The 22,393-nt window shown below is 71.6% G+C and carries 22 protein-coding genes and 2 pseudogenes; 9 read left to right on the plus strand and 15 right to left on the minus strand.

Going from position 1 to position 22,393, the window contains the following annotated elements; translation table 11 throughout:
- Positions 1-156 precede the first annotated feature (156 nt).
- Positions 157-687 carry a flavodoxin family protein gene (locus TR48_RS10215; protein ID WP_152627889.1) on the plus strand — a complete coding sequence of 177 codons (531 nt, stop codon included), beginning with the start codon at positions 157-159 and terminating at the stop codon, positions 685-687.
- A gap of 498 nt (positions 688-1,185) precedes the next feature.
- On the opposite strand, the gene TR48_RS10220 is transcribed toward TR48_RS10215, so the two are convergent.
- From TR48_RS10220 to TR48_RS10255, 8 genes and pseudogenes are all read right to left on the minus strand, one after another.
- A complete protein-coding gene (locus TR48_RS10220; protein WP_042365676.1) occupies positions 1,186-2,034 on the minus strand; it encodes a universal stress protein in 849 nt (282 codons plus the stop codon).
- Positions 2,034-2,459: a universal stress protein gene (locus TR48_RS10225; protein WP_052442545.1), complete on the minus strand. Its 426-nt coding sequence runs from the start codon at positions 2,457-2,459 to the stop codon at positions 2,034-2,036. Before TR48_RS10225 ends, TR48_RS10220 begins: the two co-directional genes overlap by 1 nt.
- Positions 2,460-2,554: 95 nt before the next feature.
- A complete protein-coding gene (locus TR48_RS10230; protein ID WP_042365677.1) occupies positions 2,555-3,220 on the minus strand; it encodes a CBS domain-containing protein in 666 nt (221 codons plus the stop codon).
- 25 nt (positions 3,221-3,245) lie between these two features.
- Positions 3,246-3,434, minus strand: a pseudogene (locus TR48_RS10235) (DUF1918 domain-containing protein); the annotation flags it as partial.
- Between the two features lie 12 nt (positions 3,435-3,446).
- The gene (locus TR48_RS10240) at positions 3,447-4,151 is read right to left on the minus strand and encodes a helix-turn-helix domain-containing protein (RefSeq protein ID WP_042365680.1); all 705 of its coding nucleotides are present in this window, start codon (positions 4,149-4,151) and stop codon (positions 3,447-3,449) included.
- Between the two features lie 26 nt (positions 4,152-4,177).
- Positions 4,178-5,032, minus strand: a complete 855-nt coding sequence (locus tag TR48_RS10245; RefSeq protein WP_042365681.1) for a universal stress protein — start codon at positions 5,030-5,032, stop codon at positions 4,178-4,180.
- Positions 5,033-5,454: 422 nt separating this feature from the next.
- Complete coding sequence (locus tag TR48_RS10250) at positions 5,455-6,498, minus strand: zinc-dependent alcohol dehydrogenase family protein (RefSeq protein WP_042365682.1); 1,044 nt, start codon at positions 6,496-6,498, stop codon at positions 5,455-5,457.
- 594 nt (positions 6,499-7,092) lie between these two features.
- Positions 7,093-7,716, minus strand: coding sequence for a CBS domain-containing protein (locus tag TR48_RS10255; RefSeq protein ID WP_369405569.1), 624 nt, complete (start codon positions 7,714-7,716; stop codon positions 7,093-7,095).
- A 269-nt stretch (positions 7,717-7,985) separates the two neighbouring features.
- On the opposite strand from TR48_RS10255, the gene TR48_RS10260 reads away from it, so the two are divergent.
- Complete coding sequence (locus tag TR48_RS10260) at positions 7,986-8,705, plus strand: response regulator (RefSeq protein ID WP_042365683.1); 720 nt, start codon at positions 7,986-7,988, stop codon at positions 8,703-8,705.
- Between the two features lie 35 nt (positions 8,706-8,740).
- Here TR48_RS10260 and TR48_RS10265 read toward each other — a convergent pair whose 3' ends face one another.
- The 4 genes from TR48_RS10265 to TR48_RS38730 all read right to left on the minus strand — a co-directional run bounded on the left by TR48_RS10265 (position 8,741) and on the right by TR48_RS38730 (position 10,993).
- Complete coding sequence (locus TR48_RS10265) at positions 8,741-9,292, minus strand: flavodoxin domain-containing protein (protein WP_042365684.1); 552 nt, start codon at positions 9,290-9,292, stop codon at positions 8,741-8,743.
- Between the two features lie 33 nt (positions 9,293-9,325).
- A complete protein-coding gene (locus TR48_RS10270) occupies positions 9,326-9,967 on the minus strand; it encodes a CBS domain-containing protein (protein WP_052442547.1) in 642 nt (213 codons plus the stop codon).
- 123 nt (positions 9,968-10,090) lie between these two features.
- Entirely contained in the window at positions 10,091-10,294 is a 204-nt protein-coding gene (locus TR48_RS10275; RefSeq protein WP_042365685.1) for an MBL fold metallo-hydrolase RNA specificity domain-containing protein, read from the minus strand.
- 96 nt (positions 10,295-10,390) lie between these two features.
- Positions 10,391-10,993, minus strand: a complete 603-nt coding sequence (locus tag TR48_RS38730; RefSeq protein ID WP_161789801.1) for an Rv1733c family protein — start codon at positions 10,991-10,993, stop codon at positions 10,391-10,393.
- A 506-nt stretch (positions 10,994-11,499) separates the two neighbouring features.
- Between TR48_RS38730 and TR48_RS10285 the strand changes: the two genes are divergently transcribed.
- From TR48_RS10285 to TR48_RS10305, 5 genes are all read left to right on the plus strand, one after another.
- Positions 11,500-12,405: a helix-turn-helix transcriptional regulator gene (locus TR48_RS10285; protein WP_042365686.1), complete on the plus strand. Its 906-nt coding sequence runs from the start codon at positions 11,500-11,502 to the stop codon at positions 12,403-12,405.
- Between the two features lie 186 nt (positions 12,406-12,591).
- Positions 12,592-13,020 carry an organic hydroperoxide resistance protein gene (locus TR48_RS10290; protein ID WP_042365687.1) on the plus strand — a complete coding sequence of 143 codons (429 nt, stop codon included), beginning with the start codon at positions 12,592-12,594 and terminating at the stop codon, positions 13,018-13,020.
- A 467-nt stretch (positions 13,021-13,487) separates the two neighbouring features.
- Positions 13,488-14,204 (plus strand): hypothetical protein, encoded by a 717-nt coding sequence (locus TR48_RS10295; protein WP_161789802.1) that lies wholly within the window; start codon positions 13,488-13,490, stop codon positions 14,202-14,204.
- Between the two features lie 482 nt (positions 14,205-14,686).
- Positions 14,687-16,363 (plus strand): SpoIIE family protein phosphatase, encoded by a 1,677-nt coding sequence (locus TR48_RS10300; protein WP_042365689.1) that lies wholly within the window; start codon positions 14,687-14,689, stop codon positions 16,361-16,363.
- A 226-nt stretch (positions 16,364-16,589) separates the two neighbouring features.
- Positions 16,590-16,958, plus strand: coding sequence for a hypothetical protein (locus TR48_RS10305; protein ID WP_152627891.1), 369 nt, complete (start codon positions 16,590-16,592; stop codon positions 16,956-16,958).
- Between the two features lie 72 nt (positions 16,959-17,030).
- Here TR48_RS10305 and TR48_RS10310 read toward each other — a convergent pair whose 3' ends face one another.
- The 3 genes from TR48_RS10310 to TR48_RS10315 all read right to left on the minus strand — a co-directional run bounded on the left by TR48_RS10310 (position 17,031) and on the right by TR48_RS10315 (position 19,266).
- The gene (locus tag TR48_RS10310) at positions 17,031-17,435 is read right to left on the minus strand and encodes a PPOX class F420-dependent oxidoreductase (protein WP_042365691.1); all 405 of its coding nucleotides are present in this window, start codon (positions 17,433-17,435) and stop codon (positions 17,031-17,033) included.
- Between the two features lie 78 nt (positions 17,436-17,513).
- Positions 17,514-17,678: a hypothetical protein gene (locus TR48_RS43065; protein WP_161789803.1), complete on the minus strand. Its 165-nt coding sequence runs from the start codon at positions 17,676-17,678 to the stop codon at positions 17,514-17,516.
- A 70-nt stretch (positions 17,679-17,748) separates the two neighbouring features.
- Positions 17,749-19,266 carry a catalase gene (locus tag TR48_RS10315; RefSeq protein WP_042365692.1) on the minus strand — a complete coding sequence of 506 codons (1,518 nt, stop codon included), beginning with the start codon at positions 19,264-19,266 and terminating at the stop codon, positions 17,749-17,751.
- Positions 19,267-19,557: 291 nt separating this feature from the next.
- Between TR48_RS10315 and TR48_RS10320 the strand changes: the two genes are divergently transcribed.
- Together TR48_RS10320 and TR48_RS46785 are read left to right on the plus strand one after the other, a co-directional pair.
- Entirely contained in the window at positions 19,558-22,047 is a 2,490-nt protein-coding gene (locus TR48_RS10320; RefSeq protein ID WP_084729150.1) for a sialidase family protein, read from the plus strand.
- Between the two features lie 219 nt (positions 22,048-22,266).
- Positions 22,267-22,386, plus strand: a pseudogene (locus TR48_RS46785) (ATP-binding protein); the annotation flags it as partial.
- Positions 22,387-22,393: the final 7 nt, after the last annotated feature.

A 22,393-nucleotide genomic window follows, 5' to 3' on the forward strand; every position in this document is an offset into this window, starting at 1 on the left:
CCCACCGGAAGGATCCGCCAACATGGCGCTCCCGCCGCGATCTTCGGCTTCGACGGCTCCGTCCGAAGCCTACGTCCAACTCCGCTCCGAGGCTGTAGACGTGCTCACCGACACCGCGTTCGACACGGCAAGTTCGACACAGCAAGGAGATGAGGCGTGATGCATGTCGCGATCGTCTACGAGAGCCTCTTCGGCAACACTCGCCAGATCGCCGAAGCGATCAGCGAGGGCATTCGCTCGTCCCACCCCGAGGCCGAGGTCGACTGCCTTGGTGTGGGCCAGGCAGCCTCCGACCGCCTTCGTACGGTCGACCTGCTCATCGTCGGCGGCCCTACCCACATGTACGGGATGACCTGGAGCCTCTCCCGGCGGATGGGCCTGGGATCCGAACGGATGAACGCGGGCCCCGGGCACGAGCCCGATCCGGGCGCCGAAGGCCCTGGAGTCCGCACCTGGCTTCGCAACCTGCCGAAGACCGACAGGCACACGCACGCCGCAGCCTTCGACACCCGCACAACCTCCCCCACCTCCGGTGGGGCGGCACACGGCATCGCGCGCCGTCTGCGCGGCCACGGCTACGACGTGGTCGCCAAGCCGCACGGATTCTTCATCGAGGGGGCAGCCGACGGCCCGCTGCGTGCCGGTGAACTCGACCGCGCCCGAAGCTGGGCCGCCACCCTGGACTGACCGGACCGATGCCGGCTGACCACGGCCCCGCGCCCACGGCCGCCGAAGCCGGCGCTCCGCCGGCCCGCCCCTGCCCCTGCCCCTGCCCCTGCCCCTGCCCCTGCCCCTGGGGCACCGAACGGGCCGACCGGCAGCGCCCCAGGGCCGACGGGACCTCCCCAGCGGCCCCGCCCAGAGGGCATGGTGAACGTACCGGCTGACGGACCGGCCGACGGAGGGTGGAACGCGATGAATGCCAAGTACCGTCTCGCAGCCAGTCGCCGGGCCGCGCACCGCCGACGCAGACGCGACGTCGAGGGAGACCCGGACCTGCTGGCGCTGTTGCGCGCGGCAGCGGCCATCGGACGGCCGCGGCCGGAGCCGGATCCCTCAGCGCGGCGGTCTGGACCCATGGATCCGGCCCGTCGGCGGTTCTGATGTCCTACCTCAGGGAGGGCATGACCGCGTCCGCCACCTTCAGCCGCCTCGGCCAGCCGTGCCGACGCGGTCATCAGGGCTTCACTGGTGCGGGACCACGGCGATCGGGCACGCGGCGCGCCCGACGACCACCGGGACGACCGGTCCCAGCACGGCCGGGCGTGGACGTGCACGCCTGCGTCCGAGGACGAGCAAGGAGGCTTTATCCGTGATCGGCGGCAATTCCTGGGTGGGAACTCCGCGGATCTCCTGGCTCACGGCCTCCACATCGGAGAAGAACGCCTGGACGGCGGCGAGTTCGGTGCTGAGCACGCGATCCTTCCCCTCGAGCCGATGCGGCTCGGCGCCCACGTGGACGGCGGCGGACAGCGGCGTGGGCGGCCGCCACACGTGAACGGCCCGCAGACCGACACCGAGTCGCTTCGCCTGCTCGAACCCGTAGGTCAGGACCGGCCCCCCGTCGCCCTTCAGGTCGACACCGACGACCACCTCGCGGTCCAGTGGCGTCTCGGCCGCGCCGGGCGGGACCAGCACCACGGGACTGTCCGAGCGCGAGGCGACAGCGAGGGCCACGGAGCCGAGGACCAGCGCGGCGGGACCTGCGCCGCGCGTGCCGAGGACGAGAGTGCCGACACGGTCGGCGGCGCGGCACAGCACGTTGGCGACCCCTCCCTCCTCGACCGCGGTGTCGACGGACAGGCCGGGGTGGGTCCGGCGCAGCTGGTCAGCGGTGCGCGCCATCTCGTTCATCGCTTGCAGTTCAATGTCCAGCTGGCGTGATCGCACCGGCCCGGGGCTCTGATCCAGCCGGGGCCGCACGTGGAGGAGGCGAACCACGTCGCCGGATGCCTCCGCCATCGCGCCGGCCCAGTGTGCGGCGGCGGCTGCGGTCTCGGATCCGTCCATGGCGACGGTCAGCGGCAGCCTCATCACGCACCTCCGGTGTACTGCGGTGGCACGACGACCAGCGGGCTGTGCGTGTGGTGGACCAGCGAGCGGGTCGTCGAGTCCAGCAGGGCGTCGCGCCAGCCGCTTCGCTCATGGCTGCCGACGACCGGGCAGCGGGCACGCCGCGCTTGCTCGGCGAGCAGATGGGCGGGGTAACCGGTGAGGATCCGCAGCTCCGCCTCGACCTGCGGGTACTTCTCCCGCCAGTCGGCCAGCGCCTCCGCCACCTCCGGCCGGGACTCTTCGTAGGCCCCGGCGCGCGCCTGGTGAGGACGCCTCACCTCGACCGCGACCAGCCGGGCACCGTTCAGCGCCGCCTCGTCGGCCGCCCACCGGACCGCCCACACCGTGGCCGGAGACCGGGACACACCGACGAGGACGGGACCTTCTGCGGGCGGAACGTCCATCGTGCGCTCCCTTCGCGGGGCCTGGTCGGCCTGCTTCGAGGGTGTCCCGGGCGGCCGTGCCATCTCCAGGGCCGTTGAGCCGGCCGACTGGCCTTTCAGTGCTGGGCGAGCGTCTGACCTGTGACCTCCCACTCGACGTCGACCACGCCCTCGACGGCGCGTGCGAGCCGGGTGGCGACGGGGACGAGGGTGGGGTCGGAGAGCTGGCCGGTCAGGGTCACGACTCCGCCCGTGACGTGGACGACGACGCTCGGCGCATCCCCTCCGAAGAGATAGGCCACGACCTCCCGGCGCACCTCCTCGGCGATCTCCTCGTCCGGGCGCAGGAACACCTTCAACAGGTCGGCCCGGCTGACGATGCCCGCCAGCACGCCCCACCGGTCCACCACCGGAAGGCGCTTGACGTGATGGCGCGCCATCTCCCGCGCCGCCTGGGCCAGGGTCGCGTCGGCGTGCACGGTCACCGCCGGCGAGGTCATCAGCTCGGCCGCGCTCACCGCGCCGGCCTTGGCCATGTCGCCGAGACGGCGCAGCTGTTCGGGTCGGCTGGGCTCGGCGTCGCGGAACTCCTCCTTGGGCAGGAGATCCGCCTCGGACACGACCCCGACCACCCGGCCCTCCCCGGCGGTCACCGGGAGGGCGCTGACCTGCCACTGGTCCATCAGCGCGACGATCTCCTTGAACAGAGCGTCCTGGCCGACCGACACGACGGTCTGGGTCATCACGTCGCTGACGATGTGCGGGCTACCGCTTCCGTACATGACTGCCGCCTCCGTTCCCTTCGGGGTGGACGAAATGGACCACGTGGGCGTCCGGGCCCGGGAAGAAGAGGGTGGTCCGGCCGTTGTCCGACCAGCGGACGTCGAACGGCGGGGTGCCGTCGCCGTGATGCAGGCCGACGACCTCTCCGTCCCTGCGGACGACGCCGGGCCGGGTGCCGTCCACGACGACCTGGTCTCCGAGTGCCGCGTGCATCGGATGCTCCCCTCACCGCTCGTTCTCGACCGGCGGAGTCCCGATCCGGAGCTCACGTCCGGTGACTTGGCTCGGGTGGATCCGGACCAGGAGGTCGCGGTGCCCGGGCGCCCAGGGCTGCGGCTGCTCCTCTGCGGTGCGGGGGCGGTCGACGTCGCGCCCGTCCGCCTCGGCGACGCCGGACACCAGCACGCTCCAGCCGTTCGCGACGTCGTCGTCGAGACGGTCGACCTCCAGGACGACTCGTCGCCCCACCGCTCCGGACAGGGCGCCCTCGGGCTCGGTCCGGAACAGCACGACGCCGTCGACCACCCGGTAGTTGACCGGTCGGACGATCAGGGCTCCGCCCCTCTGGAAGACGACGCGGCCGACGCCGTGGCCGCCCAGCCGCGCCCAGCAATCCCGCTCCGTCAGATCCCCCATGACGGTGCGTCGGTCGGGCTCGGGTCGGCCTGGTGCCGTGTTCTGGTCTCCGCCCAGCAGCTCCATACGGGATGTGCCCAGCGCTGCGGCGAGACGGGCGAGTTCTCCGGGGGCGACCTCGGCGGGACGCGTCTCGATCCAGTCCACGAAGCCCGGTGTCATTCCGGCGCGCTGTGCGACCTGCGCAACGCTGAGGCCAAGCTCCCGCCGACGGCGAGTGATGCGGCGTCCCAGGTCGCCGGGGGTGGCATGTGGCGGGGTGCCCTGCGCCCCGCTGCCGCGTGTGGCGAACATGATCGATTCTCCCTCTGCTTCTGCCGTCACCAGTGGGGGACGACGGCGACGGGACAGCTCGCGTGGTGGACAGCGGCATGGACGACCGGTCCCAGCGCGGACACCGGGCGGTGTCTGCGTCGACCGACGACCAGCAGCGATGCCTTCTCGGCCTCCTCGACGAGAACCGCCGCAGGGTCCCCCGACAGCTCGGCGATCGTCACCTCGACGGCGGGGAAGTGGTTGTGTGCCGACGTCACCGCCTCACGCAGGCGGTGGGCATGATGCCGCTCGACCTCGAGCCGCTCGGACTCGCCTGGCTGCTCCGGACGCGCGCCCCAGAGCGGGGGCGGCTGCCAGACGTGCACCGCCCGCAGCACGACTCCGTGTTCGTGCGCGTGGTGCAGCGCGAAGTCCAGGACTGGACGGCAGTCCCCGTCGGGATCCACGCCGGCGACGATCCGATATCCGGGTCCGGATTCGGCAGCGCGCTGGGGCACGAGGACGACCGGCTGTTCGGCCCTCGCCGCCACCGACTGGGCGACCGAGCCAAGCAGCAACGCCTGGAAGCCGCCGTTGCCGCGGGTGCCCAGCACCAGCGTCCCGGCCTGGTCGGCGCTGCGCAGCAGCGTGAGGTCCACCGCTCCGTCGACCGTCTCGATGTCGACGCGCAGCGCGGGGTGCGCCTGGTGCAGATCCGCGGCGAGACGCGTCATCGCCTGCAGGGCAGCGCGTTCGTCTTCCCGGATCCGTTCGTCTCCGGGGCGGGCCCGGAAGCCGGTCGGCCGCACATGGATCAACCGCACGTTGCGGCCGCTGGCGGCGGCCTCGCGCCCGGCCCAGTCGGCTGCGGTGAGGCTCGCGTCGGAGCCGTCCACGCCGACGATCAGCGGAGAGGTCATGGCCCGGAGTCCCTTCCGTTGGGCCCGTCAGGCGGGCCCGGTTCCTCCCGTCCACGTGGACGCCCCCAGGGCGTCACCAGCGGATGGCTCACCTCCCAGCGTTCGCGCCACCCACGGTGATGGACAGGGCCAACCGGCCCCTACTGCGTCGCTCCCCACCCCCGTGCCACAGGCCCGGGTGGGGTCACCCGGGCCCTCCCAGCGGGTCCGACCGGCCCTCCCACCACGCCCGAGCCGCGCCGCACTGGGCCGCCGGCGAGCCGGAGATCGAGGTCGGCGTCTGGCCCAGGCTCGCCCTGCCCGAGCGGGCCTTGCTGGACGCATCCGGTGGCGCGCGTCTGCTGGTCGGCGGGGCGCACAACGGCCCTCCGGGATTTCCCCGGGCGGGCCGCTCAGTGCCGGGTGTCTTCGGCCAGCCTGATTCAGGTCCGGAACAGGGCGACCTTGAGCGCGCCGCTGCCCTCGGCGTCCGCGAAGACGTCGTACGCCTCCTGCATCTCGTCGAGGCCGAAGCGGTGGGTCACCAGGCCCTCGGTGTTCAGGCGTCCGGCGGCGAGCATCTCCAGCAGCATCGGGGTGGTGCGGGTGTCGACCAGGCCGGTGGTGAGGGTGACGTCACGGATCCACAGGTCCTCCAGGTGCAGTACCGCCGGGCGGCCGTGCACGCCGACGTTGGCGACGTGCCCGCCGGGGCGCACCGCCGCGGCGCACAGTTCGAAGGTCTCCGGGATACCGACCGCCTCGATGGCGACGTCGACGCCGAGGCCGTCGCGGGTGAGCTCGCGGAGGGCTTCGGGGGTCGCCTCCGCGGCGCTGAGCGCGAGGTCCGCGCCGAGGCGCTTGGCCGCGTCACGGCGGCTCGCCGCCGGGTCGACGACGACGATCCGCCCGGGGCTGTAGAGCTGCGCGGTCATGACTGCGGCGAGCCCGATCGGGCCGGCGCCCACGATGACGACCGTGTCGCCGGGCTTCACCTGCCCGTTGAGCACGCCGACCTCGAAGGAGGTCGGCAGGATGTCCGCCAGCAGCAGCGCGCTCTCGTTGGTCACCGGCTCCGGGAGCTTGTGCAGCGAGTTGTCCGCGAACGGCGTGCGCACGTACTCGGCCTGGGCGCCGTCCACCAGGTGGCCGAGGATCCAGCCGCCGCCCCCGGTGCACTGGCCGAACGCACCGGTGCGGCAGTACGCGCAGCGCCCGCACGCCGAGATGCAGGACACCAGCACGCGGTCGCCGACCGCGACGGTCCGCACGCCGTCCCCGACGGAGACGACGGTGCCGACGGCCTCGTGGCCCAGGATGCGGCCGACCTCGACCTCCGGCACGTCTCCCTTGAGGATGTGCAGGTCGGTACCGCAGATGGTGACGGCGTCGACGCGGACCACCGCGTCCTCGGGGTCGCGGACCACGGCGTCCGGGACCTCGTCCCAGACGCGGCGGCCAGGGCCGTGGTAGGTGAGTGCCTTCATGTCCGATCACCCTCCAGTGATGGTCCGTCGAAGCCGGGACTAGCCAGGACAGGGTCGGGACAGGCGGTGCCACCGGTGAGGGCATGCAGCCACGTGCCGACGATCGTTGTGGATCGCGGCCGAGGCCGGCGTTCCCCCTGGTATCCCGGTCCCTGTGCCTCCCAGCGTTCAGCGTCACCCACCACGGGTCATGAGCCGGTACGGCCCTGCCGAGGGGGCCGACCGGCCCTTAAGGCACCATCAGCGCACCAGCTCCCCCGGGCAGCGATCGCTCTCGGCCCCAGGGCCGGGCCGTCAGGCCCGCCCTGGGCCGGTCAGCCCTCGGGTTCGACCTGAAGCAGTGCTGAGCCTGGAGGTGTTCCTTCGGCGAAGCCGCAGGGCCGCCGAGATCCCACCGCAAGCACACGCGGCACTTCAGCCTGCCCATCGGTCACGTACCGCACCCTGTCCTGCACCTCGACCACGCCCCGGTCGCGGTCGTGCCCCCGGCCGACCATGCCTGAAGCCCCGAGGCAGGGCCGGTGGTCGGCGGATACCGAGGAGCAGGGCCGGTGGTCGGCGGATACCGACCACCGGCCCTGTTCGCGCGTCCGCTCAGGCCGCTTGCACGGTCTGGACGCGGACGTCCACGACGCCTGGCACACCCTCCAGCAGCCGGGTCAGCACCGCCGGACCGGGCTCCTCCGGGATGGGGCCGGAGAGGCGCACCACGCCCTCCGCCACGCCGATGTCGATCCCCGCCGCGGCCTGCGGGCCCATCGCGGCGAGGAGCTCGAAGCGCACGTGGCGGGCCACGTCGTCGTCGCCTCGAAGGAAGATCTTCAGGACGTCGGCGCGGCTGACGATCCCGCGCAGGTGTCCGTCGGCGTCGACCACCGGGAGGCGCTTGACCTTGCGCAGCAGCATCGCCCGTGCGGCCTCGGCCAGCGGCGCCCAGGGGTGGACGGCCACGGCCGGGGTGCTCATCAGCCCGCCGGCAGTCAGGGCGCTCCCCTCCCGAGGCGCGCTCCCGTCAGGCAGCTCCGCCGCGAGGACGTCCGACTCCGACACCACTCCGATCACCCGCCCGTCACCTGCCACGACCGGCAGTGCGCTGACGCGGCGGGTGTGCAAGATGTCCACGATCTCGTCGATCCCGGCGTCGCGGCCTACCGCTGCGACGGCGTGGGTCATCACATCGGCGACCGTGCCGCCGCTCCACACACTCTGCATGGTCATGGTGGTTGCCTCCTGCGCTATCGCTTGTGCTCGCACTCGCGACGAGGTCGCTGTGAGACCAGGGTGGCGCGGGTGGGGCTTCGGCCGCCTGAGCCGGGCGGGGCAGAGCGGCCAGACGGTCGGCCCGTGCCGAGCAGTACCGATCGCGCGATGATGGGACCGAACGGCCCTATCAGTGGTCCAGCCCCGGGGGCGACGATCCTTTCGACTCCCTGCACTCGTGGCAGACGGGACCCGGGCAGGGCGGATCCGAGACATGAGGTAGAGGGATGACGGGCGAATTCTCCGGCGCTCCGGCTGCCGACACCATCCGGGTCTTCCTGCTGGACGACCACGAGGTGGTCCGCCGGGGCGTGCACGACTTGCTCGAAGCCGAGCCAGGCCTGGAGGTGGTCGGTGAGGCCGGGACTTGTGCGCAGGCGCTGGCCCGGGTCCCGGCGCTGCGCCCCGACGTCGCGGTCCTGGACGTGCGCCTGCCGGACGGGGACGGAATCAGTGTCTGTCGCGAACTCCGTTCCCTACTGCCCGAACTCGCCTGCCTGATGCTGACGTTGTTCGACGACGAGGACGCCCTGCTGGACGCCATCATGGCCGGGGCCTCGGGCTACGTCCTCAAACAGATCAACGGGACAGACCTGATCTCGGCGGTGCGTACCGTCGGTGCAGGCCAGTCCATGCTCGACCCGGGAGCGGCCACCCGGCTCATGGCCCGCCTGCGCGGTCAGGCCACCCAGCCGACACAACCACCGGATGCCCTGGCCGAGCTGACGGACCGCGAGCGGGACATCCTGGGCCTCATCGGCGAGGGACTGACCAACCGTGAGATCGGCCAGCGCCTCTACATGGCGGAGAAGACGGTCAAGAACCACATCTCCCGCATGCTCGCCAAGCTCGGAGTGGAGCGCCGGGTCCAGGCCGCCGTGATCGCCTCCGAGGCCGCCGCGCGCGACGCCGGCACGCACGGCTCTGCGCGGTCCGGCGGGGCCTGACATCCGGAAGCCGGGCACCGGCCGCCGCTCCGAGGTCACGCCGTAGCGGTATGCCGCATGGGGAGCACGGACAACTCATCAGCGATACGGTCGGCGAAGGCGTCGATCTGGGCGCGGTCGCGGTAGTCGCCGCCGAGCCCGCTCTGGACCATGGCGTGGCCGAGCCAGCCTCGCGCGTCAGCTGAGAGGCGGCCGCCGAAGGTGACGTGGTCGCGCGCGAGGAGCCGCCGTGAGATCCGGTCGGCGCTGTGCGTCATGGGGACCTCGCCCGTGCTCGCGGAGTCGTCCAACGGGCCGCTGCTGAACGTCCACACCCAGCGCTCGGCGAGCTCGTGGCGGTAGCGGCGGGCGAAGCGGGCCGCGGAGCGGAGCCAGCGGCCCTCGTAGAGCGCGGAGCCGAGCACCACGGCGTCGTAGCCGACGGGGTCAAGCCGGTCCGACGCCTCGGCGACGGTGACCTCGGCGCGGCCCGCCCGGGCGCGCAGTCGTTCGCCGAGCCAGGCGGCGATCTCCTCCGTCGCTCCGTTGCGGCTGGCATAGGCGACGAGGATCCGCCGCTCGGGCGCGGGGGTGTCGGCGGTCGTCATGGTCAGCTCCTCGGGTGCAGGGTCGTTCAAGGGTCAGGGGCGGTGACGCAGGTCGTCGATCTCCCAGCGCACCGTTTCGGCCAGGTCGACGACGCCCTCGACCCGGCGGACCTCGGTGAGCAGGCGTTGGGCCTGGCTGCGCAGCGAGGTCCGGGCGTCGAGCAGGACGCGTCCGCGCAGGCAGGTAACGTGCAGGGTGGCGGCCCTGACACCGCACTCCGGACGCAGAGCGACTGCGCGCACCTCCTCGGCCAGGTCGGCGTCGGTGCGGCGCAGGGCGTCCAGGAGGTCGTTCAGCGTCACCAGGCCCACCATGCGGCGGTGTTCGTCCACCACAGGCAGTTGATGGATCCGGTGGCGCAGCGCGACCAGGGCCGCGTCGGCGGCGCTGTCCTGCGGGCTGACGGTGCGGACCGGGGTGGTCATCAGCTCGGCGACGGTGACGGCGCCCGCTCGGCGGCGGATGTCCCTGGTGATCTGGGCCTCGAAGAACGACGAGACGTCCGGCAGGGCTGTCGCGGCGAGCTTGGCGAGCAGGTCGGCCGCGCAGACCATGCCCATGGGGCGGCCCTGCTTGTCCACCACGGGCAGGTCGTCGTGGCCCTGGGCCCGCAGCGCCGCGAGGGCCGTGGCGAAGTCGGCGTCAGGCTCGACCGCGACAACCTGGTGGGTCATCAGTTGCTCCACACGCCGACGCCCGGACAGCGGGACCCGACCGGGTCGGGCTTCGTCGCCGCGTTTCCGCCTGGCGGTCCTGGTCATGTCCTGCCGCCTCCTTCCTGTGCCGATTGGCTGGGCTCAGCGCACCAGGACGCGCTCGCCGGAGCGCGGCACCACGGCGTTCCAGCCGAGCTCGTGCCGGATCCGGTCGCGCAGCCGCTGCGCGCCCCCCGGCTCGCCGTGGACCAGATAGACCGTGTGCGGCGGTTCGGGCGCTCCGCGCAGCCAGGCGAGGACCTCCTGCTCACGGAGACCACCTGCTTCCCGGGCCTTGCGGGCCACGTCAAGAACTCGTCCACCCTGCTTCGCCGGCCACCGGTCGGCTCGGCCCGGGCCGTCCCTTGCGCAGGAGCTACCGGCCCTTGGTCGGAGCGCTGCTCAGGGGCGGGACCAACGGGGCTCATAGACCCGCCACTCCTTTTCCCATGCCTCCTGGTCGCGGCGGTCGAGTCGGGAGCGCGCGATCGCGCCGGCGCCCAGCAGCACCGCGTCCGCTCCGACCATCACGAGCAGCGCCGACAGGGCTGCGGTGCTGACGAGGTTCGCCGTCGTGGCCGGCCCAGTGGACAGATTCCCCGCCGGGTCGAGCCAGATCCGAACGTGGCCCCCGACTCGCTCGGAGGCCGCCACTTCGACGCTGCCTTGATGCGTCGTGCCGTCCGCGGCGGTCCAACTCACCTGCGCCATGTCACCACCCACACCGGCCGGGTACGGCTGGCCGACGACACGGGCCTGCACCGGACGCAGACCTCGCTCCACCTGCTGGGCGTGCGTGCGTCCCTGCTGAAAGAGCGACAATCCGAGCAGCGCACACAGAACCGTCACCGCGACCAGCGCCAGCGCCTGAACCTCCAGCAGCGCTGAGCGCCACCGGTCGCTGGGCCGCCGCAGCACGCTGTGACGGCGCGCACGCGCCATGGCCAGAAGCGAACGACTCGGAGCTCCGGCGGACGGACGAGGATCGGCTGCGGGCGCGGCCATCGGACTGCCCTCCTTCGGTGCCTGCGATGCCCTACGCGCGGCTGACTGCACCGCTACGACAAGGCTCGCCACGCCGACCCGATCCCGACAGGACCAGCCGGTCCCCACCAGGTCCGCCGAACGGCCCTATCCCACGTCCCCGCAGCCCTCCCCTCAGACTCAAACAGCAGGGAACTGCCGAGTTCGCGCCGCAGCCGTGAGATACGCCCTCAGGGGCGGTCGCCCTGGAAGAGACGGCACGACGGCATCGGCTGATGGCGCAGGCGTCCGGCCCTTCCACCAGGCTGCCCGACCGCCGGCTGCCCCGCCGCTCGGGGACGGCGGGACCACTCCAGGTCTCCAGTTCGCGGTCGACGTCGAGTGTCGGCAGGCAGTCCCAGCGGGGGTCGCGGCAGATCGCGTTGTGGCGGGCTCCGCTGGAGGCGGGCACGCCCGCGCGGAACGCGCGGATGGGTGCCCTTGGCAGGGGCAGGCTGGACCGGCGGCGAGCGCCCGATACTTGCCGCATGAACGCGATAGCGCGCGAGGGGTCGCGGCTCGGGGAGTTCCTGACGAGCCGGCGTGCCGGGCTGACGCCGGCCGACGTGGGTCTGCCCGACTACGGGGACAGGAGGCGGGTGCCCGGACTGCGTCGTGAGGAGGTGGCCCAGCTTGCCGGCGTCAGTGCGGCCTACTACGTCAGGCTGGAGCAGGGCGTCGCGCTGAACGCCTCGCCGCAGGTCCTCGACGCGCTCGCGGCGGCGCTGAAGCTCGACGAAGCCGAGAGGCGTCATCTGCACGACCTGTCCGGCAGCGCCCGGCGGAAGAAGCGCAGCCGGCTGCCCGCCGAGCAGGTCACCGCGGCGATGCGGCAGTTGACAGCCAGTTTCGGCGACGCCCCGGCCATCCTGCTCGGACGACGCTCGGACGTGCTGGCCTGGAACCGCCCAGGCCACGCCTTGTTCGCCGGGCACCTGGACCCGGACAGCCCCAACCATCCAGCGTCACGCCCCAACACCGCCCGGCTCGTCTTCCTCGATCCGCACACCCGGGAGCTCTACACCGACTGGCCGAGGAAAGCCCGGGACGCCGTGGGCAAGCTGCGACTCGCCGTCGGGGACTATCCCGACGACCCGCAGCTCGCCTCACTGATTGGCGAACTGACCATGCGCAGCGCCGAGTTCGCCGAGCTGTGGGCGCAGCACCGGGTGCGCGCCTGGGATCTGGCCCAGTACCGGATGCACCACCCGACCGTGGGAACCATGGACGTGCTGCAGCAGTCGCTGGCCATGCCCGCAGCACCGGGTATCCGCCTGGTGGTGGTAACCGCCGAACCCGGATCCTCCTCACAGGCAGCGCTGCAGCTGCTCGCTGCCACAACGATCGCCCCGGCGCCCGCTTCCACCCCGGTGAGCATGCTCCGGCACCACTGACCCGGGCGCTGCGCGCCCCGACAGCACCTGCCGCCGGACCTTGCAGCTGCCGCACGGCACCGCGTCGGCCATGGCTCGCTCGCCCCTGCCCTGGTCCGGCCGACACCCCCACCCTTCACCCACCAGAACCGCGCGCCCGCGCATCATCCGGCGCGTCCTGCACCGACCCCGAGGGAAGGCACAAACATGTCCACGTCCACGCTCTACACCACCGAGGCGATCTCGACCGGCGACGGCCGCAACGGCGAGGTCCGCACCGCCGACGGCGTCCTCGACGAACTCCTGGCCGTCCCGAAGGAGATGGGCGGCCCCGGCGGCGACAGGACCAACCCCGAGCAGCTCTTCGCAGCCGGCTACGCCGCGTGCTTCCACAACGGCCTGCGGCTGGTCGCCGCCGGACAGAAGGCCCTCGTCACCGATTCCACCGTGACCGCCGAGGTGAGCCTGCTCGCCATCGCCGACGGTCGCTTCACTCTGGCCGTCACGCTCACCGCCCACCTGCCGGGCCTCGACCAGGCCACGGCCGACCAGCTCGTCCTGGCGACCCACCAGGTGTGCCCCTACTCCAACGCCACCCGGGGCAACATCGAGGTGACCCTGAGCGCCACCGTCTGACACGGCCCATCACCACTCGGCCCTCGTCCCACCCCACGAGGATCGCGCACCCCACTGCTTCCGCGGTGAGTTGCGCGGTCCTCGTCGCGCACGCGGCCGCGGCCCTGGTCCTGGCCTTTCTCCGCCCACCTGGTACGCCCGTTCCGACGGGTTTCAGCTCCCCAGGGCTGCGTTGCCGAACGCCCCTGGTCGTGGCCGGCCTGCGCCGGGCCGAAGATCAATGCGAAGCGCTGGAGCAGCCTCTCGATCAGGGGGCCCGCCAGGCCGGCCAAGGTCACCGAAGCGTCAGCTGAGCCGACGACCTGCGAAGCGCGGAAGCGGCCGGGCACGGAGGCCGGCAAGCGCCGCTTCGCGGCCTCCAGTGAGCCTCGCGCCCTGAACGCGGGGGCGGGTGGCGGAACTTGACCGGTTCGGCGCCCCTCCGTTTCTGAAACGCCTCTGAGTGCGGTTCCGTCATCGGTGTTGGCATGCTGGGCCATCCTGATGCATTTCGCCGCGCGGGGGGCCTCGTACAGCCCTCCTCGGAAGAGATGCTCACCGTGACTACTTCAACGGCATCGTCCGACCACAGGGTCCGCGCAGTCGCCTCCGAACGGCGTGTGGCTCGTCTTCGGTGCGCGGCCGTCGTGCGGATCGGCTTCGGTCTGGTCTGGGCGATCGACGCGTCCTTCAAATGGCTCCCTGGGTTCATCCACGGACAGACCCTCGGCGACGAACTCGGTCAAGGCGCCGCTGTGCGGACCCCGGGGGTCCACCAGTGGATCCAGATGTGGCACATAGTCGCAACGGCAGCGCCAGGCGCCTTCGCGCTCGGTACGGCACTGACGGAGACCTGCATCGCCGCAGGTCTGGTCTTCGGTGTCGTGAGCAACGCGGTCTTCGTCGGAAGTGCGCTCTACTCGCTCGGCATCTGGTCCTCAGCCGAAGCCTTCGGACTGCCATGGACGGCTCCAGGCATCACGGACCTGGGTCCTGCGGTGGCGTACGCCTTCGCGTCACTGGCCCTCTTCTGCGCGCAGGCCGGAGCCGCATGGAGTGTGGACGCCCGACTGCGGCCGAAGCTGGGCCGGCTGGCCTGGGTGGCCAGCCCCACCGTGGAAGAACTCCTGACCGGGTCCGACACGTCCCCCCGCCTGAGGGAACGAGCTTCTGGCGGGTGTGACGCAGGGGTCGGCCGCGGCTGAGCTCCCATGCCTGCCCGCCCCAGGGCCGGGATTCTGGGACAGGACGGTGTCCCAGTCGCAGGTCGACTCCAGCCAAGGACCGTTCCCTCCACGACGTGGTACACGTTGCTGCGCCCCGCTGTGCCGATGGGTGCTGCCGACAGGGGTTTGCCCGAAGACACGGGGGTAGGCGCTCATGACCCGTCCCGGCTCCACCCTGGATCCGGCCCGGGCCTGCCGATCGCCGTTTCGCGCAGCTGGGAACCGCCCGCCTGCCCGCCGCGGTGCCGCGCCCCCGCAAGACCCGGGGTGTGGCCAGCGGGGCGGAGGACCAGTCCATGCGCGGAATGCCCCGCAAGCGTGCCCACGTGTCCGGAACCAGGCAGCTGTACGTGCGGAGCGACAGCGGGCTCCCGGCTGAGCCCGAGGCGTGCCTCGTCGACCGGCATGCAGGCGGCGCCAGAACCCTTCTCCCGGCGCGTACGCCGGACGAGGGGAACCTCGTGGTCGGGGATCTGGGCGCCTACCTGATCGACGGCAACGGTCGGATCGTCGCCGTCAGCGAGCGTGCCCTGGCCCTGCTGCGCAGGGGCAGCGAGGAGCTGCTCGGTCAGGATCATCATGAGCTCCTGCACCGGGGGCCGGACGGCAGTGCCCTCGCGCGGGCCCAGTGCCCGGTCATGGACGCCGTCGTGTCCCGGAGCGCCAGCAGTGGTGACGGGTTGTGCTTCCTGCGCGGTGACGGGAGCTTGTTGCCGGTGCACTGGACCGCGACCCCTCACGCCGGGGACGAGGGCACGGCCGTGCTGGTGCTCTTCCATCCCGGCGAGGTCGCCGCGGAAGCAGCGACTGCTGTGACGCTGTCGGAGCTGGAACGCCTGGCCCTGCTCGCGGAGACCACCACTTCGCTGACGTCGACCTTGGACGAGGACGAGATCGTGGCCCGGCTCGCGCCGCTGGTGCTCCCGCGGCTGGCCGACTGGATGGTTGTCGACCTCACCGACGACACCGGCGACGTGTGGCGCACCCGCGTCGTCCACCACGACCACCGTGGCCTGGACCGACGCCCCGAGCTGGAGGGGCCGATGCCGGCGGTCACGCCTCAGTCGCCCAAGCCGCTGTCGCGTGCTCTTCGCGGCGGCGCTGCATCCCTGGCCGGCCCCGATGTCTACCTGGGGGAGCCGGACTCGGGCATCGCCGTGGTGCAGCGCGAACTCTTCGCTGCCACCGGCATGCACTCGGCCGCGATAGCCCCGGTGCGCGGCGCGCGAGAAATCCTCGGCGCTCTCACCCTGGGCCGCAGCGAGAACCCCGCCGCGTTCACCTCCCGCGACCTGACCCTGCTGGAGGACATCACCCGCCGCGCCGGCCTGGCGATCTCCAACTCCCGCCTGTACCAGCGCCAACGCCGCGTCTCGGAGACCATGCAGCGCCACCTCCTCCCCCAACTCCCCCAGCTGCCCGGAGTGCAGTTGCACGCCGCCTACCTGTCCGCGCCCGACGCGTCCCAGGTGGGAGGGGACTGGTACGACGTCTTCCCCCTCTCCGACCACGCCACCGCCCTCGTCATCGGCGACGTCGTCGGCCACGACCTTGAGGCAGCCGCGGGCATGGCACAACTGCGCAGCATGCTCCGCGCACTGGCTTGGTCCCACCCGGGGCAGCCCAACCGGGCCGTCGAACAGCTCGACAACGCCATGACCCGCGTCACCGACCTGCCCATGGCGACCTTGATCTACGCCAGCCTGAGCCAGGACGCGGCAACCGGCGTCTGGACGCTGGCCTGGACCAACGCAGGTCACCCCCCACCACTGCTGGTCACCGGCGACGGCCGCGCCGACTACCTCCAAGCCCCCAGCACACTCCTGCTCGGCAGCGGCGTCACCGCGACCCGCAGCACCGCCCAGGCACTCCTGCCACCCGCATCCACTCTGCTGTTCTACACCGACGGCCTGATCGAGTCCCCCACCCGGGGCATCGACCCGGGCATGAGCCAACTGCGACGCCACGCCGCCGCTTTGGTCCACCACACGCTCGAAGGCTTCTGCGCCGGTCTCCTGGAACGCGTCCGCCCCCAGAACAACACCGACGACGTCGCCCTCCTCGCCCTACGCCTCCCACCGCTCGCCTCAGAACCGCAGCGTTCCTCCATGACCTGGCCGGCAGGGGCCGCCTCGTAGCGAGCGCCGCCCGCTACGCGGCTTCGACGCCTCCACCGCACTGCGCGCACGGTGGATGCGGCTCGGATACGCCTTTGCCCCTTCGTTTGGTGGACGGCGCCGCCGAGTCTTCGCCTGGGTGATTGCCGTCCGACGACTGTCACGCCGACAGTGGAAGGACATGGTCGCGAGGAGGTGAGGCGTGCCCGCAGCGGGGATGCGCGACCGGACAAGGCCGTTGTTCCGCGTGACTGAACTGGACCTGAACCGCGGCCGATGGGTCGTCGACGCCGCCGACCGGGACGTCATCACCCGCCTGCTGCCCTCGCTGGACGCCCTGGCCCACCAGCGTGCCGACCATCCCTCCTCGGACCGCAGCCCACTGGTGCGGGACGCCGCCGCGGATCCCACCCTGTATGCGGGCCAGGCCACTGGACGCCTGGCCTGGCTCCTGGTCGGCGTCGGCCGCGCACTCGAACCCCTCCTGTACCACCAGCCCGTCCCCGGGGTGCCGACCGCGAGCACCCAGAAACGCCTGGCGGACGCCCAACATGTCCTGCTGCGGCTGCGCGCCCTGCTGCGCCTGGCCCGCGCTCACCAGGTGGCCCACCCATGACCGCGCCCGGGTCACCATCCGCATCGAGGACCTCGTCCAGGCTCAGCTCCCTGCAGGTTCCCCGGGGCGCGGTCAGAGGCTTCCGACGACCTTGCGGGGGGTGATGCGGACGACCACGCGCTGGGCGTCGTTGACCGAGTCCGGGTTGAACTCGCGGTACTTCTTGCCGCTGTACTTCATCGAGAGTTCGTCGATGAGTTCCTGGCCGCCCTCGGTGCTGAGCTGGGCGGTGCCGCGGATCTCGGCGTACTCGTACGGCGAGTCGAAGAGTTGGAGCAGCACCGCCACGCGCGGGTCGCGGCGAAGGTTCTTCTCCTTGCGGCGGTCCACGGTCGTCGAGATCAGCACGTCGTCGCCGTCGCGCTTCACCCATACCGGGGACACCTGCGGGCTTCCGTCGGGCTGGATGGTGGCGATGTTGACGAAGACGGGGCCGTCGAGCACTGCCTTGAGCTTGTCACTGAGCACAGCGGACATGATGAGTCCTTCCAAAGGCGTTAGAACGTCCCCCCTCTGGGTCTCCCGCCGGACGCGCCGCGAGTGGCGGGCGCTCTTCTAGCCCTCGATGGACGGCGGCCGGCCACGCTCAGGGACCTCGGGATCCGTGTCCGCCCGGTGCCTCACGTCGCGCGGTGTCGGCGTCACGACAGCGCGCCGCTCGGCGGAGCGCTCGCGGATCTCCTCGTCCTGGACTCGGGCGTCGTCATCGGGGACGGTCATCGAAGACTCCTTTCGCCTTGGCTCACGTGGACGTGTGCGTCGCCCGCAGCCCGGTCACCGGGCGCGGCGGTCACGCCTTGTGCTGCATGGCTGTGCGGGCCGGGTTGGCCTGCTGTTCCGCCTTGGGGTCCTTCTCCCCCGCCTTGGCGGAGACGCCCTCGCGGACCCGCCGGCCCACGTCCGGGTCGATGTTCGCCCAGTACTCGAACGCGCGGTGCAGGACGGGCTCACTGACCCCGTTCAACAGGTGCCCCACGACGTTGTCGATCAGCCGGGCGCGGGCGTCGTCGTCCATGACCTCGCGCACCAGGGTGCCCGCCTGGCCCCAGTCGTCGTCCTCGGCGTGGTCGACGTAGGCCGCGCGGGTGATCTCCCCGCTGACCTCCCAGCTCGGCGGCGGGCCTGAGACGGCAGGATCGGCGGCCGGGCCGCCCTTGGAGTTGGGGGCGTACACGGGGTCGGCGGCCTTGCGGTACGCCATCGCCCCGTCCTTGGAGTACGAGTGCACCGGCACGGTCGGCGCGTTGACCGGCAGCTGCTGGTAGTTGGCGCCGATGCGGTAGCGGTGCGCGTCCGCGTAGGCGAACAGTCGCGCCAGGAGCATGCGGTCGGGGCTGGGGCCGATTCCGGGGACGAAGTTGTTGGGCTGGAACGCCGCCTGCTCGATCTCCGCGTGGTGGTCGGTGGGGTTGCGGTCCAGCGTGAGCCGGCCGACCTCGATCAGCGGATAGTCCCCGTGCGGCCAGACCTTGGTCAGGTCGAACGGGTTGAACCGGTAGGTCGCCGCCTCCTCGTACGGCATGACCTGGACGAACATCGTCCAGCTCGGGTACTGCCCGTCGCGGATGTGCTCGAACAGGTCACGCGTGTGGTAGTCCGTGTCGACCGCAGCCATCTGGTCGGCCTCGTCCTGGGTGAAGCATTCAATGCCCTGGTCGGTCTTGAACTGGTACTTCACCCAGAACCGTCGGCCCTGCTCGTTGATCCACATGTAGGTGTGCGAGCTGTAGCCGTTCATGTGCCGCCACGTGCGAGGGATCCCGCGGTCCCCCATCAGCCACGTCACCTGGTGGGCGGTCTCGGGCGAGAGGGTCCAGAAGTCCCACTGCATGTCGTGGTCCCGCAGGTTGTTGTCGGCTCGCCGCTTCTGGGAGCGGATGAAGTGCTGGAACTTCATCGGGTCCTTCACGAAGAACACCGGGGTGTCGTTGCCGACCATGTCGTAGTTGCCCTGCGAGGTGTAGAACTTCAACGCGAACCCGCGCGGGTCCCGCCAGGTGTCCGGGCTGCCGCGCTCCCCGGCCACGGTCGAGAACCGGGCCAGCACCTCCGTGCGGGTACCCGGCTGGAACACCGCGGCCTTGGTGTACGCGGACACGTCGCCGGTCACCTCGAAGTGCCCGAACGCGCCGCTGCCCTTGGCATGGGGCTGACGTTCCGGGACTCGCTCCCGGTTGAACTGGGCCATCTGCTCGATCAGGTACGCGTCCTGCAGCAGGATCGGGCCGCCCGGGCCTGCTGTCAGCGAGTGCTCATCGCTCTCGACGGGTGCGCCCGAATCGGTGGTCGTGGCCGGCACCTCGGTCATACGTCCTTCCTTCCCAAGCATGCGGCGGACGGTGCCACACCGTCCGCGCGGGCCTCACGGTCCTGGGGCTCCTCCCCCCGTATCTCGATCCAAATCAAGCCGGCGGGTGGTTCCGCCGCTCGCTGAGGACTTGTCGGCCAGGGATCCCTGACGGAGACGCGCCATGCAATGTCATGTTCCCGCCACAGCTCCCCTCTTACCCCACTGGTCGGGGTGGCACCACGATTCCGGCTGTCCCGTGTCGGCGGCAGCCGACACCCATTGGTTCCGCCTCGCATGTCAGGAGAAGACATGTCCGGACTGGCTCGAAAAGGACCGTTATCCCTCGCCGGCGTCGTGGTCGCCGCGATGGCGCTGGCCACACCCGCACTCGCCGCCACCCCGGCGGCCTCCCACGGCCACGGCCCGACCCCGGCCACCGCCCCGGCGCTCACCCAGGTGAGCAGCGACCCCTACTCCGACGCACAGGCGCAGCACGCCACCGAGGTCGAGCCCGACACCTTCAGCTACGGCAGCACCATCGTCTCCGCCTTCCAGGTCGGCCGGGTCACCGGCGGCGGCGCGTCCAACGTCGGCTGGGCCACCTCGACCGACAACGGGCAGACCTGGACGCACGGGTACATGCCCGCCACCACGGCCAACACCGGCGGCCCCTTCGGCCAGGTGAGCGACGCCTCGGTGGCATACGACGCCAAGAACGGCGTCTGGATGGTGTCCTGGCTGGGCATCACCTCCGGCAACGACGTGGACGTGGAGCTGAGCCGCTCCACCGACGGCGGCCACACCTGGGGCAATCCTGTCGCGGTAGCCACGGGAGCCTCGTACGACAAGAACTGGACCGTCTGCGACGACCACTCAGCCAGCCCGTACTACGGCCACTGCTACACCGAGTACGACGACGCGGGCGCGGGCGACATCGAGCACATGCGCACCTCGACCGACGGCGGGCAGACGTGGGGCGCTCAGCTGGGTCCCTCCGACAGCCCGAGCGGCCTCGGCGGCCAGCCGGTGGTGCAGCCGAACGGCACCGTCGTCGTGCCGTTCTCCTCGGCCAGCTCGAACGCCGAGCGCTCCTTCGTGTCGACCAACGGCGGCACCAGTTGGGGCGCCAGCGTGCAGATCGCCACCGTCTCCCACCACACGGTGGCCGGGCTGGACGACAACGCCGCCGCCTCCGACATCGCCAGGCAGGCGAGCCCGCGCGACACCCTGCGTGAGAGCCCGCTGCCGTCCGCGGAGATCGACGCCTCGGGCAAGGTCTACACGGTCTGGTCCGACTGCCGCTTCCGCAGCGGCTGCCCGAGCAACGACATCATCATGTCGACATCCACCAACGGCACCACGTGGAGCACGCCGGTGCGGGTGCCGATCGACGCGGCCACCAGCAGCGCGGACCACTTCACGCCGGGCATCGGCGTGGACCCGAGCAGCTCGGGCGGTTCGGCGCGCATCGGCCTGACGTACTACTACTACCCGACCGCCAACTGCACGGACACGACTTGCCAGTTGGACGCGGGCTACGTCTCCTCCACCGACGGCGGCACCACCTGGACGTCGCCCGTCCAGCTGGCCGGTCCGATGACGCTGGCCTGGCTGCCCAACACCAGCCAGGGCCGGATGTTCGGCGACTACATCTCCACCTCCGTTCTGGCGGGCGGCAACGCCGTCACCGTCATCCCCGTCGCCCAGGCTCCCAGCGGCAGCACGTTCGACATGGCGATGTACGCCCCGACCGGCGGCCTGCCCGTCGGCACCTCCACGGGCGGCAACACCGTCACCGTCACCAACCCCGGCAACCAGACGAGTACCGTCGGCACGGCCGCCTCGCTGCAGGTGAGCGCCACCGACTCGGGCGGCGCGGCGCTGACCTACTCGGCGACGGGCCTTCCGGCGGGCCTGAGCATCTCCTCCTCGGGCCTGATCTCCGGCACCCCGACCACGGCGGGCACGTCGAACGTCACCGTCACCGCGACCGACAGCACCGGCGCCTCCGGCTCGGCGTCGTTCACCTGGACGGTCAACGCGCAGAGCACGGAGACCGTCACGGTCGCCAACCCGGGCAACCAGACCAGCACGGCGGGCACCGCGGTCTCGCTGCAGATCAGCGGTACCGACTCCGCGGGCAAGTCGCTGACCTACTCGGCGACCGGCCTTCCGGCGGGGCTGTCGATCTCCTCCTCCGGTCTGGTCTCCGGCACTCCGACGGCGGCGGGCACCTCCAGCGTGACGGTCACCGCGAGTTCCGGCACGGCATCCGGGTCGGCCTCGTTCAGCTGGACCGTCAACTCCGGTGGTGGCGGCTGCACCAGCCCCGGACAGAAGCTGGGCAACCCCGGTTTCGAGTCCGGCAACACGGTGTGGACGGCCTCGTCGGGGGTCATCGGCCAGTACGGCTCGTCCGGTGAGCCCACCCACTCGGGCACCTGGGACGCCTGGCTGGACGGCTACGGCACCACCCACACCGACACCCTGTCCCAGACGGTGGCCGTCCCCGCCGGGTGCAGTGCGAGCCTCTCCTTCTGGCTGCACATCGACACCGCCGAAACCACCAAGACCACGGCCTACGACACCCTGAAGGTCCAGGTCCTGAGCAGCAGCGGCACCGTGCTGGGCACGCTGGCGACCTACTCCAACCTCAACGCGGCCAGCGGCTACACCCAGCACTCGTTCGACCTGTCCAGCTACGCCGGGCAGACCGTCGCCCTCAAGTTCACCGGCAGCGAGGACTCAAGCCTGCAGACCAGCTTCGTCCTCGACGACACCGCACTGACCGCCTCCTGACCAACACCCCACCACGCTCGCCCGAGGGTGGGGGCTCCCGAGCGCCGCGACGGCCAGAGGACCCCCGCCCTCGTGGCTCCACTGCAGTGCGCGCAGTGCTTCGAATCGTGAAGCCCGGCTTCAGCGAGAGGGGCATGCCAGGCGCACCGCATGGGAAGCGCCTGGAGCTGTTCCGCGTCGCCGGCGGATGTCCCGGTCGCGGCCGCGACGCTTGATTGCGCGAAGTCCGAGCAGCTTGTCACCTTGAAGGAGTTCGACTTCGCCGCCTCCCCGAGGCTGCCCGCCGCCCAGATCCGCGACCTTGCAGCCCTGCGCCGGCTGCACGCCGGCGAGTCGGTGAGGGGGC

The sequence above is a fragment of the Streptacidiphilus neutrinimicus genome, from assembly GCF_000787815.1.
Taxonomy (GTDB): Bacteria; Actinomycetota; Actinomycetes; order Streptomycetales; family Streptomycetaceae; genus Streptacidiphilus; species Streptacidiphilus neutrinimicus.

Bases quoted from the DNA above. Each gene is read 5' to 3' on its own strand.
- TR48_RS10260 (WP_042365683.1), top strand. From the start codon at position 7,986: ATGACGGGCGAATTCTCCGGCGCTCCGGCTGCCGACACCATCCGGGTC.
- TR48_RS10310 (WP_042365691.1), bottom strand. From the start codon at position 17,435: ATGTCCGCTGTGCTCAGTGACAAGCTCAAGGCAGTGCTCGACGGCCCC.
- TR48_RS10230 (WP_042365677.1), bottom strand. From the start codon at position 3,220: ATGTACGGAAGCGGTAGCCCGCACATCGTCAGCGACGTGATGACCCAG.
- TR48_RS10320 (WP_084729150.1), top strand. From the start codon at position 19,558: ATGTCCGGACTGGCTCGAAAAGGACCGTTATCCCTCGCCGGCGTCGTG.
- TR48_RS10285 (WP_042365686.1), top strand. From the start codon at position 11,500: ATGAACGCGATAGCGCGCGAGGGGTCGCGGCTCGGGGAGTTCCTGACG.
- TR48_RS10225 (WP_052442545.1), bottom strand. From the start codon at position 2,459: ATGGACGTTCCGCCCGCAGAAGGTCCCGTCCTCGTCGGTGTGTCCCGG.
- TR48_RS10270 (WP_052442547.1), bottom strand. From the start codon at position 9,967: ATGACCCACCAGGTTGTCGCGGTCGAGCCTGACGCCGACTTCGCCACG.
- TR48_RS10220 (WP_042365676.1), bottom strand. From the start codon at position 2,034: ATGAGGCTGCCGCTGACCGTCGCCATGGACGGATCCGAGACCGCAGCC.
- TR48_RS10240 (WP_042365680.1), bottom strand. From the start codon at position 4,151: ATGTTCGCCACACGCGGCAGCGGGGCGCAGGGCACCCCGCCACATGCC.
- TR48_RS10265 (WP_042365684.1), bottom strand. From the start codon at position 9,292: ATGACGACCGCCGACACCCCCGCGCCCGAGCGGCGGATCCTCGTCGCC.
- TR48_RS10290 (WP_042365687.1), top strand. From the start codon at position 12,592: ATGTCCACGTCCACGCTCTACACCACCGAGGCGATCTCGACCGGCGAC.
- TR48_RS10245 (WP_042365681.1), bottom strand. From the start codon at position 5,032: ATGACCTCTCCGCTGATCGTCGGCGTGGACGGCTCCGACGCGAGCCTC.
- TR48_RS43065 (WP_161789803.1), bottom strand. From the start codon at position 17,678: ATGACCGTCCCCGATGACGACGCCCGAGTCCAGGACGAGGAGATCCGC.
- TR48_RS10315 (WP_042365692.1), bottom strand. From the start codon at position 19,266: ATGACCGAGGTGCCGGCCACGACCACCGATTCGGGCGCACCCGTCGAG.
- TR48_RS10295 (WP_161789802.1), top strand. From the start codon at position 13,488: ATGCTGGGCCATCCTGATGCATTTCGCCGCGCGGGGGGCCTCGTACAG.
- TR48_RS10255 (WP_369405569.1), bottom strand. From the start codon at position 7,716: ATGACCATGCAGAGTGTGTGGAGCGGCGGCACGGTCGCCGATGTGATG.
- TR48_RS38730 (WP_161789801.1), bottom strand. From the start codon at position 10,993: ATGGCCGCGCCCGCAGCCGATCCTCGTCCGTCCGCCGGAGCTCCGAGT.
- TR48_RS10250 (WP_042365682.1), bottom strand. From the start codon at position 6,498: ATGAAGGCACTCACCTACCACGGCCCTGGCCGCCGCGTCTGGGACGAG.